Source organism: Streptomyces ovatisporus (assembly GCF_042653885.1).
Lineage (GTDB): Bacteria > Actinomycetota > Actinomycetes > Streptomycetales > Streptomycetaceae > Streptomyces > Streptomyces ovatisporus.
The window spans coordinates 835,577-845,284 of sequence record NZ_JBHSFH010000007.1 but is presented as its reverse complement, the minus strand read 5'-3'; the positions used below and the strand labels follow the sequence as shown (position 1 = coordinate 845,284).

11 protein-coding genes and 1 riboswitch are annotated in these 9,708 nt (G+C 67.0%); of the genes, 6 read left to right on the top strand and 5 right to left on the bottom strand.

Annotated elements, in window-relative coordinates; translation table 11 throughout:
• Positions 1-121: 121 nt before the first annotated feature.
• Positions 122-994 carry an HNH endonuclease gene (locus tag ACFPA8_RS17590; protein ID WP_386449420.1) on the top strand — a complete coding sequence of 291 codons (873 nt, stop codon included), beginning with the start codon at positions 122-124 and terminating at the stop codon, positions 992-994.
• Entirely contained in the window at positions 957-1,439 is a 483-nt protein-coding gene (locus tag ACFPA8_RS17585) for a very short patch repair endonuclease (RefSeq protein WP_386449418.1), read from the top strand. The genes ACFPA8_RS17590 and ACFPA8_RS17585 overlap by 38 nt, the downstream gene beginning before the upstream one ends.
• Here the strand turns inward: ACFPA8_RS17585 and ACFPA8_RS17580 are convergent.
• The 3 genes from ACFPA8_RS17580 to ACFPA8_RS17570 form a co-directional block, all read right to left on the bottom strand.
• On the bottom strand, positions 1,371-2,549 hold the full coding sequence (locus tag ACFPA8_RS17580) for a DNA cytosine methyltransferase (protein ID WP_386449416.1): 1,179 nt from the start codon (positions 2,547-2,549) through the stop codon (positions 1,371-1,373). The two genes, ACFPA8_RS17585 and ACFPA8_RS17580, sit on opposite strands and share 69 nt — an antisense overlap.
• A gap of 165 nt (positions 2,550-2,714) precedes the next feature.
• The gene (locus ACFPA8_RS17575) at positions 2,715-3,179 is read right to left on the bottom strand and encodes an ATP-binding protein (RefSeq protein WP_386449415.1); all 465 of its coding nucleotides are present in this window, start codon (positions 3,177-3,179) and stop codon (positions 2,715-2,717) included.
• Positions 3,169-3,447, bottom strand: coding sequence for a hypothetical protein (locus ACFPA8_RS17570; RefSeq protein WP_386449413.1), 279 nt, complete (start codon positions 3,445-3,447; stop codon positions 3,169-3,171). Before ACFPA8_RS17570 ends, ACFPA8_RS17575 begins: the two co-directional genes overlap by 11 nt.
• Positions 3,448-3,565: 118 nt before the next feature.
• On the opposite strand from ACFPA8_RS17570, the gene ACFPA8_RS17565 reads away from it, so the two are divergent.
• From ACFPA8_RS17565 to ACFPA8_RS17550, 4 genes are all read left to right on the top strand, one after another.
• Entirely contained in the window at positions 3,566-4,414 is an 849-nt protein-coding gene (locus ACFPA8_RS17565; RefSeq protein WP_386449411.1) for a helix-turn-helix domain-containing protein, read from the top strand.
• Positions 4,398-4,610, top strand: coding sequence for a DUF397 domain-containing protein (locus ACFPA8_RS17560; RefSeq protein ID WP_386449409.1), 213 nt, complete (start codon positions 4,398-4,400; stop codon positions 4,608-4,610). The genes ACFPA8_RS17565 and ACFPA8_RS17560 overlap by 17 nt, the downstream gene beginning before the upstream one ends.
• Before the next feature lie 19 nt (positions 4,611-4,629).
• The gene (locus tag ACFPA8_RS17555) at positions 4,630-5,052 is read left to right on the top strand and encodes a PPOX class F420-dependent oxidoreductase (RefSeq protein ID WP_386449407.1); all 423 of its coding nucleotides are present in this window, start codon (positions 4,630-4,632) and stop codon (positions 5,050-5,052) included.
• Positions 5,053-5,137: 85 nt separating this feature from the next.
• Complete coding sequence (locus tag ACFPA8_RS17550; protein WP_386449405.1) at positions 5,138-5,851, top strand: bleomycin resistance protein; 714 nt, start codon at positions 5,138-5,140, stop codon at positions 5,849-5,851.
• Positions 5,852-5,952: 101 nt separating this feature from the next.
• Here ACFPA8_RS17550 and ACFPA8_RS17545 read toward each other — a convergent pair whose 3' ends face one another.
• Positions 5,953-6,990 carry an aldo/keto reductase gene (locus tag ACFPA8_RS17545; RefSeq protein ID WP_386449403.1) on the bottom strand — a complete coding sequence of 346 codons (1,038 nt, stop codon included), beginning with the start codon at positions 6,988-6,990 and terminating at the stop codon, positions 5,953-5,955.
• Positions 6,991-7,518: 528 nt separating this feature from the next.
• Positions 7,519-8,556 carry a M23 family metallopeptidase gene (locus ACFPA8_RS17540; RefSeq protein ID WP_386449534.1) on the bottom strand — a complete coding sequence of 346 codons (1,038 nt, stop codon included), beginning with the start codon at positions 8,554-8,556 and terminating at the stop codon, positions 7,519-7,521.
• 278 nt (positions 8,557-8,834) lie between these two features.
• Positions 8,835-9,014: riboswitch (cyclic di-AMP (ydaO/yuaA leader) on the bottom strand.
• Positions 9,015-9,708 lie beyond the last annotated feature (694 nt).

The following is a 9,708-nucleotide window of genomic DNA, read 5'->3' as shown; positions in this document are numbered from 1 at the left end:
AAGCTTCGGTCCAGGACGAGTCACACCCAACCAACGCCAAAACTCCGACTCAGGTCACTAGCATCGTCTCTTCAGTCCAGGTGCCTTGGCCCAGGTCTCCGGTTCAAGCAAGGAGTTTCACATGTCTGCTGCTGGTGTAAGCGAGCCGGGCGACGAGACCGCCTCCCCCTTGCCTGATCCAGATTCGTCCGAGGTCAAGCAGCTGCTCCCTAGTACTTCCCACCTTCACATCTACCGCTATCTGCATTCGCAGCGCGCCAACCCCCCGACAATGCAGGAGATTCGCTCGCACATCGCCGAGATCCACGGCGGCCAGGCTCCAGCGCAAACAGACAGACGACTTCGCGATTTGCGTGATTATTTTGCCGTCGAAACAATTCGCCAGGGTCAAGAACACCGATATGTCCTGCGCGGTCGGCACAGTCGGCCGAAGGATGGCCCGAGAAGGCAGCTAAGTGAACGGGAACGAGCGCAAGTACTGGCCCCTCAGCGCTGTGCTCAGTGCGGCATGACCCCACTTGATCACCACATCGTTCTGGTTGTCGACCACAAGCTGCCTCGTGACTGGGGAGGGTCAGACACCTTGGAAAACCTGCAACCACTGTGCGAGCGATGCAATTCTGGCAAACAAGCATGGTTCGCAACCTACGACGAATACGCAGACCAGATCAGTCAGGCCGCGCACCACGAAGACCCATATAAACGGATCGGCGAACTCTTGAAGGCCTTCGAAGGTGACTGGGTACCTTCAGAGCTGATCAAAGTGGTTGCCTCCATGCAGCAGCATCAGGATGACTGGCAGAGAAGACTTCGAGAAATTCGAAACCTTGGCTGGATCATCCTGTCGAAGAGAACAACTGAACCAGATACAAAGCGATCCCTGTCATGGTACAGGGTTGCGCACTGGGAACCCTGGCCATCCGGTTCAATCAGGTCTGAGATCAAACGGATTGAGAATGAAAGAAAAAAGCACCACCGACTTCGCGATGAGTGAGAGTCAGCCTCTTGAAAATGGCTCTTGGGCTTCCACAGCGTCCCGGCGGCGCAACATGCAGGCGATACGCAGCCGGGACACCAAACCCGAGTGGAAAGTCCGGCGGCTCGTACACGCGCAGGGCCTCAGGTACCGTGTGTGCGCAAGACCGTTGGCAGACCTTCGCCGTACCGCTGACATGGTATTCCGCCCAGCGAAAGTGGCTGTCTTCATCGACGGGTGCTATTGGCACGGCTGCCCTCAGCACTACGTGGCGCCTCGGACCAACTCAAATTACTGGTCAGACAAGGTGAGGAGGAACATAATTCGTGATCAGGACACCGACAGTCGGCTAGCCGAGGCTGGCTGGACCGTGCTCCGGTTCTGGGAGCACGAGTCACCCGACGCCTGTGCGCTGCAGATCGTCGCCACGGTCAGCAGCCTTCGGCCGCAACGGAGCGGATGAGACGGGGAGTTCAAAGATTCTGCCATGCTCAAACTCTGGCCCTCGGCTTGGCTCCATAATCCCAGCCTTGAGAGCCGCGAGAATTCGCTCGCCCACCGCCTGTGCAACTGGCGGAGGGAATGCGTTTCCCACTTGGCGATAGGCGGCGGTCTTACGGCCAGTGAACTCCCACCCCTCTGGGAAGCCCTGGATGATCGCAGCCTGACTGACCGTGAGCTTTGGCCCGATTACGTTGCCCTGTTTATCTCTGCCGTAGAGGTCCCGCTCAGGGTCTTTCATATCCCCCGGCTCATTCGCGACACCCATAGCGTCGACGCCGAGTTTTCGCCACGCTGCCTTCGCGCGACTCGGACCTAGGTCAGCGCCGCCATGCTTTTTCGACCCCCCCACGAGCGTGGGCGCAATACCAGTCTGAGCCTTTTCATACCAGCGCTTGAACGCTGCCTTCCCTTTTGAGGTGGAACCGAACCTGGCCCGCATGGAGTCAGCGAGCGCTTCCGCAACTGTCACCTGCGGCAGGGGCGACGCGTCTGGCCAGTGCCAGTACTTCGCGTACTTCGGCCGCATTGCCACTAGAATTGCGCGTGGCCGCAGTTGCGGAACCCCGTAGTCGCCTGCCTCAAGTACCTTCCACATGCAGATCTCATATCCGGCCGCTCGCAGCCTGGGTTTGATCACATGCTCTCGGTAGTGGTGGAATTTTTGCGACGGTTCAAGCAGACCTCGGACGTTCTCAATCATTACGGCTCTGGGTTGAAGATCATCTACCAGGTCAAGCATGACTGGAAAGAGGTCCCGCTCATCGTCCTGACCCAGTTGCTTGCCAGCTGCCGAAAAGGGCGGGCATGGAACACCACCCGCGAGGAGGTCCAGCTCACCTTCCTGCAGTCCAAGCTCCGTCCAGGAGAATTGGGTCAGATCTCGATCGAGAACTCGGCAGCCAGCCCATTCGTCGTTATTATTCACGTTCTTTTTGAGCGTGGCCACGGCGTGGGCATCGACCTCGATCAGAGCACTGTGCCGGAAGCCGGCGTTGTGCAGTCCAACGGCCTGTCCGCCCGCCCCAGCGCAAATCTCAACTGAGGTGAAAGTACGCTCAGCGTCGCTCATGCACCTCTCCCTTCCCTCTTGCCTGGCGGACACCGATTGCTGTCCGTCATCACTGAGCGTGACAGAGACCACTGACATCGCGTCCCGCATCATAAGTCTGCCGACCCGTACTCAAACTACTTGCACACCCTCCCAAGCCACAGGACCACGCAGGCTCCTGCTACCTCACACAGTGCTGTCGCTGCTGAGCTCGCACCAGATCGTCTTGGCCGCGCCGTGCTGGGTGACGCCCCAACGGTGCGTGAGGGCTTCGAGGAGGGCCAGGCCGCGGCCCGATTCCGCCTTCGTGCCGGGGAGTCGGGGAGCCGGGAGAGGGCCCGGGACGGGGTCGGTGAGGGAGAGGCGGGGGTGGGGCCCGGCCATCGAGGCATGGAAGGTGGCCGGGGTGCCCGTGCCGATGTGGACGATGACGTTGGTGAGCAGTTCGCTGACGCAGAGGCGGGCCGTCTCGGTCAGCTCGGGCAGATCCCACAGTTCGAACCAGGCGCCGACGCGGTGCCGTACGGGCGCGAGGGCTTCCGGTTCTGCGAGGAGCGGGATCGTCAGCGTGACGCAGCACCGGCGGGCGAGCTGTCGGCGGTGCAACTCAGCCTGCGGCGCCGAGACTTCGGCCGTGTCGTCAGCGCTCACCGGTACGTCCCCCCGGGCCGGCTGCGCGCAGTACCTCGATGAGCCTCCGCGCCACGTCCAGACGGCAGTTGCCCAGGGAGACGAGCGGGTGCGCGTACGGGGTGGTGCTCGCGTACGTGGGGGCGTCCACGGTGAGGGAGGGGAGCTTGATGTCGTGGTCGGCGAGTGCTGCGCGTAGTTGTTCCACGCAGGCCGTGGCCGCGTCCCGGGGCGGTTCCGGTTCTCCGGGGTTCGGGCCGGGTGCCGGCGGGTGTGGGGACGGGTTCATGACGACGGCCCTCCTGTGCGCTGTGTGACGTATCGCTCACAGCGTGGAGGGTGGGCGCGTAATGTGACAGAGGTTCACGTTCAGCTGCGAACCGTGCTGAATCCGGAGGTCATCAACCATGCCGCCACGCAAGGACGTCGACGCCGCGGCCAGCGTGCCCGCGTTCTACGGTGCCGAGTTGCGCTGGAAGCGGGAGCAAGCCGGGCTGACGCTGCAGGAGTTGGCCGAGGGATGTTTCTACAGCGTGGCGTTCCTGAGCCAGATCGAGATGGGTGACCGCCGGATGCCCCTCGACCTGGCACGCCACGCCGATCACGTGCTCGGCACCGACGGGTTCTTCGAGCGCCGCTGCGGCGATGCGCGCAAGGCCCGCCGCGGCGGCCACGCCGAATACTTCGCCGACGTGGCCGAGCAGGAGAAGCGCGCCCGGACGATCGAGGAGTGGTCGCCGACCCTCATCCCCGGGCTCTTGCAGACGGAGGCATACGCCAGGGCTGTCGTTCGGGCGCAGTATCCGCTCGACCTGACGGAGGGCGTCGACCGGAAGGTCTGTGCACGTCTGGAGCGGGCGAGCCTCTTCGACGATCCGAAGACCCCCGAATACTGGGTGATCCTGCATGAGTTGCTGCTTCGGCAGCCGATCATGCAGGCCGGTGCCATGGCTGAACAGCTCACCCATATCGCGGAGTTGGCACGTCGGGGACGGATCATTACGCAAGTGCTTCCGCTGAACGCCGGTGCGCACCCGTTCATGGTCGGCTCGGTGATGATGATGACCTTCGACGAGGCTCCGCCGCTGGCGTACACGGAGTCCCTGCACAGTGGTCAGTCCATCGACGACTTGGCTCTCGTGGCGAAGTACACGAAGTCGTACGATCTGCTGAGGGCCGCCGCATCACCGCCCAGGGCGTCCCTGACGATGATCGAGGCCGCGGCAGAGGACTACAGACATGACCACTCGCGTTGATCTGACCGGTGCCTTCTGGCGCAAGAGCAGCTACAGCAACGGCGACGGCGGTAACTGCGTCGAGGTCGCCCGCGGCGTGTCCGGCGTCGTGCCCGTGCGGGACAGCAAGCAGAGTGGCAGCGGCGACCCCGTGCTCGTCTTTCCGGCGGGCGGCTGGGGCGCGTTCATGGCCGCCGTGAAGGGCGGCCGACTCTAGGGCCGGAAGGGACGACCCCGTGGACGAAGAACTGCTCGCGCTGCTCTCCGAGCACAAGCTGGGCGTGCTGGTGACGTTGAAGCGTGACGGGCGACCGCAGTTGTCGAACGTCAACTACACCTACGATTCCGCGCGTCGGCTCGTCCGCATCTCCGTCACGGCCGACCGGGCGAAGACGCGCAACCTGCTGCGCGACCCCCGTGCGAGCTTCCACGTCACCAGTCAGGACGGGTGGGCCTGGACGGTCGCCGAGGGCACGGCCGATCTGACGGCCGTCGCGACCGAACCGGACGACGACGCCGTCGATGAGCTGATCGACGTCTACCGGGCGATCCAGGGCGAGCACCCCGACTGGGACGAGTACCGCGCGGCGATGATCGCCGACCGCCGTCAGGTCGTACGGCTGCGCGTCGAGCACGCCTACGGCCAGCCCAGACGCTGAGCGCCGGAGCACGCCTGCGGAAAGACCACCGTGACCAGGACCTGCCCCTGTCGCTTGCTAATCAACTTTGACTAGACTGCCCAGGATGAGCGAGAAGACGATCCCCATCCTTCCGTGCCGGACCCTGCAGCCGGTCCTCGACTTCTACACCGCGCTCGGCTTCGAGGTGACCTTCCAGCAGAAGAGCCCGAATCCGTTCGCGGTCGTCGAACGGGGCGGCATCGAGCTGCAGTTCTTCGGGATGAAGAAGTACGAGCCGGCCGAGTCGATGAGCACCTGCTACGTCCTCACCGATGACGTCGACGCGCTGTACGAGGCGTTCCGGGCCGGGCTCAAGGCGGCGTACGGGAGAGTCCCGACGCGTGGGCTGCCCCGGATCGGTCCGCTGAAGGACATGTCGTACGGCGTGCGGCAGTTCCTCATGTCCGATCCGGGCGGCAACTGCATCCGGATCGGGAAGAAGACGAGCGAGGACCAGAGCCACCGGCCGGCACCCGAGGAGACCTTCGCCCGCGCCTTGCACTACGCGGCGCTCTTCGCGGACTCGCGCGACGATCCGCAGGGCGCGGCGAAGATCATCGACCGAGTGCTGAAGCTCGCGGACGAGCAGCCCACCCCGGTTCAGCTCCTGCGCCTGCTCGTGCTGCGCTCGGACGTCGCCGCGCGGCTCGGCGACGCGGCGACCGCGGCCCGGTCCATGGAGGAGGCGGCAGCGGTCCAACTCACGGACGCAGAGCGGGAGTCGGTCCGCGACGACCTGGTGCGGCTGGCAGAGCTGCGGGACCAGGACACGGCGTAGGCGGTCACGGCGTAGGAGGTCCCGGCATAGGAGGTCCCGGCATAGGAGGTCACGGCGCAGCCGGGGCACGGCTTCGCACCGGGCCCCGGCAGCACGGGCCGTCAGGCTGACGCGTCCGTCAGCAGCGCCGCCTCCTCCGGCGTCAACTCGACGTCGGCAAGGGCGAGCAGCGGCTTGAGCTGGTCGAGCGAGCGGGCGCTGGCGATCGGTGCGGTGACCGTCGGCCGGGTCAGCAGCCAGGCCAGGGCCACCGTGGCCGGCTCGGTGCCGCGGGCGGAGGAGATCTCGTCGAGGGCGACCAGGACGCGCCGGCCGCGTTCCGAGTCCAGGTACTTGGACGCCCTCTCCGCGCGGGGACTGTCCGCGGCCGTGCGCCCGGGACGGTACTTGCCGGTGAGGAAGCCCATGGCGAGGGCGAAGTACGGCATGACGGCGAGGCCGTGCGCGTCGGCGACCTGCGCGGGCGTGCCCTCGTACGTGTCGCGTGAGACGAGGTTGTAGTGCGGCTGGAGGGCCGTGTACCGGGCTGCGCCCGACTGCTTGCTGAAGTCGAGCGAGGCGGCGAGCCGTTCGGGCGAGATGTTGGAGGCGCCGATCTCGCGGACCTTGCCCGCGCGTACCAAGTCGTCGAGGGCGGTGACGATCTCGGAGACCTCGACGCTCTCGTCGTCGAAGTGCGTGTAGTACAGGTCGATGTGGTCCGTGCGGAGGCGGCGCAGCGAATCGTCGGCCGCCGCCTTGATGTTGGCGGCCGAGAGGCCCTTGCGGTCGGGGTGCGCGCCGACCTTGGTGGCGATGACGACGTCGTCGCGGTTGCCGCGTGAGGCCGTCCAGTTGCCGATGACCGTCTCGGAGTCGCTTCCGCCGCTCACTCCGTGGCGGATTCCCGAGTAGACGTCTGCCGTGTCGATGAAGTTGCCGCCGGCAGCGGTGTAGGCGTCGAGGACGGCGTGGGAGGTGGCTTCGTCGGCCGTCCAGCCGAAGACGTTGCCGCCGAGGCACAGCGGGGAGACGGACAGCCCGCCGAGGGGGCGGCGCTGGGACGTGCCGAACTCGTGTGTGTCTGCGGCTGCTTGGGCGTGCGCACCGGAGTGGGGGTCGGCGTCGGCTTTCGGGGCGGAGTTGGCGTTGTCAGGCATGACCCCGACCGTAGCGCTGTCCCGTGAACCGCACCCCTGGATGAAACCCGCGTTGCTGCATCAAGACCGACGACCCTGGTGTCGGGGGGTGGTCCACCAGGGCCGCCGGGGCCATGTGCGGGGGTTCGGAGCCCCCGTCCGCCGCCGCCTCGTCCCCTCCTCGTGCACGCCGAGGGGCTCGGGCGAATCGTGCGTCGTTCCAGCGCACCTCGGCGGTGCGAGGCGGCGGCGGCGCGGATGGTCCTCGGGACGGTACGCGCAGCGGCGGCGGAACGGAACCGGTGGGACCTGAGAGGCCGCGGTCACCTTGCGGGCGCGGCCCGCCGGACTTCCGCCTGCGTGCGTGTCAGACCCGCACGTCCGGTACGTCCGGCACGTCCCGTAAGACCGGCGCAGTCCGTGCCGCAGGCTGCGGCCGTACCCCCCGCCCGGCCGGTGCCGGGCAGGGTCGCGGTGCGGTGCTCCACCGGGGAAGTGGGAGGTGCGCCGCGCGGGCGGTCCGTGCCTGTGTCATCGGAGCACCGGCCGTCAGATGCTGAGGCCCTTGCCTCTCAGCCACGCCAGCGGGTCGATCGGCGAGCCGCCTCCGGGCCGTACCTCCATGTGGAGGTGGGCACCGGTGACGTTGCCGGTGGCGCCGACGCGTCCGATGGTGTCGCCGGCAGCGACCTTCTCGCCCGCCGAGACGCTCACCGAGGACTGGTGGGCGAACCACACCTCGGTGCCGTCGTTGAGTTCGAGGATCGTGCGGTAGCCGTACGAGCCGGCCCAGCCGGCCTCCTTGATGGTGCCCGAGCCGACGGCCTTGATGGGCGTACCGGTGGAGGCGGCGAAGTCCTGGCCCGTGTGGTCGTTGCTCCACAGGCTGCCGGCCTCGCCGAAGCTGGAGGTGAGCTGGGAGCCGGAGACGGGAAGCGCGAAGCTCTTGGCCAGCTTGGCGAGGCGGGCGGCCTCCGCCTTGCGGCGCTTCTCCGCGTCGGCCTTGGCGGCCTTGGCCTCGGCGGCGGCGGTGGCCTTCTTGGCCGCTGCTTCGCGTGCGGAGGCGTCCGCCTGTGCCTGGGCCTGCTGCGCCTGGGCGAGGATGCGGGAGCGCAGTGCCTCGCCGGCGTCCGTACGTCCGGCCTTGGCGTCGTCCTCGGTCACGGCCGCCTGGGTCAGCGGCGAGCCGGCGACGGTCTCGTCGGAGTCGCCGCCGAAGAGGCTCGCGGCGGTGTCGGTGGCGGCGGAGACATCCTGCATGGAGATGGCCGGCGGCCTCTCCTGGGCGGTGGCGATGCCGCCCGCGCCGACCGCCGCGATCATGCCTACGCCGAGAACCGCGCCGCTGCGGGCCATGCTGCCGCCGCGCTGCTTGACGACCTTGTGGCGTCCGCGGACGGGGCGCACCGACTCCGCAGTGGGGTTCCACTCCTCGCGAGGAAGCTCGGCGTCGTCCCGGGGCGCGAAGACGGAGGCCGGTACGGCGCTCGGGCCGGAGTCGGGGGCGTGGTCGTGGTCCTGGCCGGAGTCGGTTTCGGGGGCCGCGACCGCCTCGGTGACTGCCGGCTGCTCGTACGTCTCGGTCAGCAGCGAGCCGTACGTGTCGAACTGACCGGTGTGGAACTGGCCTGTGTCGTACTGGCCGGTGTCGTACTGGCCGGTGTGGAACTGACCGGTGTCGTACTGGCCGGTGTCGAACTGGCCTGTGTGGAACTGACCGGTGTCGTACTGGCCGTAGGTGCCGTAGTCGTGGTGCGCGCCGTAGGAGTCGTGGACGACACCGTACGTACCGGACTCGTCATCGTCCCGGTACGGGCCGTGCGTGCCCTCGGGGGCATACCTGTTGGACGCCACGGGGGCGTTCTCCTTTCCTTCCCTCTCGCCTACCGGGTTAGCTGACGGGTTCGGAGCAGGAAGGTCTCCTACGAACTGCCCGCCCATGAACGGGACTTGTCGATTCACCCCATCCTCGCCGAGATGTCCGGCAAGGGTTGGTTCCCCGGTTCCTCTGGTGCATCTGTATCGAGTTGTGGCTCGTGGTGGTGCACTTTCAGGATTCGGCGACGGCGCACGGTGCCGTCTCTCGTGACGGCAGTGACGACCGCGCTGCGTTATCGAACGTTAATAGGCCCGCGGCTCGGATTCCAAGCGCTTCCGGCGGAATTTGTAGCGGCTTGACAGTCACCTACCGGACAGGCGGCGCGAATCGGGACACACGCTCACCCGGGCCGAGGTACGGCGTCGCTGTGAGTGACGAGTGAACGTGCGGTGAAAGAACGTCAGTTGAGGCTCTCGTCCGGAATGGTCCGCACGCCCGTCGCGAAGCACGCTCCGGCGCCGAGACACGCGACGGGACCGTCGGCGAGACCATGCCGCCGCCGACTCGCCTCCCGTGTGCGCCTGTACGCCCTTGAGGACCGGTCGGGCAACGCCTCGGGGCCGGAGGGAAGACGCGCCGGGCGAGCCGCCCGACTGACTCGCAGCAGCGGCCGTGCCGGTCGCGCGCCTCGGACAACACACGTATGTACAGCAGCAGTTGGGAGCCCGGCGGGGGAAGCCGCCTCGTCCGCGCGGTCCGTCCGGCGGGCCGGGTCCGTCTTGCGGAGGGACAGGGCACCGACGGCTCGGCGCGGCGGGCCCATCCGTCGGCGGGGAGCAGCGGCGGCCGGGTGCGCGGGTGGACGACGCGTGCCGACTCCCTTGCCACGGAGGGGATTTCGGCAGGGACGGCCCGTCGTG

Excerpts from the sequence above, each read along its gene's own strand:
- ACFPA8_RS17590 (WP_386449420.1), top strand. The coding sequence starts at position 122 with ATGTCTGCTGCTGGTGTAAGCGAGCCGGGCGACGAGACCGCCTCCCCC.
- ACFPA8_RS17565 (WP_386449411.1), top strand. The coding sequence starts at position 3,566 with ATGCCGCCACGCAAGGACGTCGACGCCGCGGCCAGCGTGCCCGCGTTC.
- ACFPA8_RS17585 (WP_386449418.1), top strand. The coding sequence starts at position 957 with ATGAAAGAAAAAAGCACCACCGACTTCGCGATGAGTGAGAGTCAGCCT.
- ACFPA8_RS17560 (WP_386449409.1), top strand. The coding sequence starts at position 4,398 with ATGACCACTCGCGTTGATCTGACCGGTGCCTTCTGGCGCAAGAGCAGC.
- ACFPA8_RS17545 (WP_386449403.1), bottom strand. The coding sequence starts at position 6,990 with ATGCCTGACAACGCCAACTCCGCCCCGAAAGCCGACGCCGACCCCCAC.
- ACFPA8_RS17570 (WP_386449413.1), bottom strand. The coding sequence starts at position 3,447 with ATGAACCCGTCCCCACACCCGCCGGCACCCGGCCCGAACCCCGGAGAA.
- ACFPA8_RS17580 (WP_386449416.1), bottom strand. The coding sequence starts at position 2,549 with ATGAGCGACGCTGAGCGTACTTTCACCTCAGTTGAGATTTGCGCTGGG.
- ACFPA8_RS17550 (WP_386449405.1), top strand. The coding sequence starts at position 5,138 with ATGAGCGAGAAGACGATCCCCATCCTTCCGTGCCGGACCCTGCAGCCG.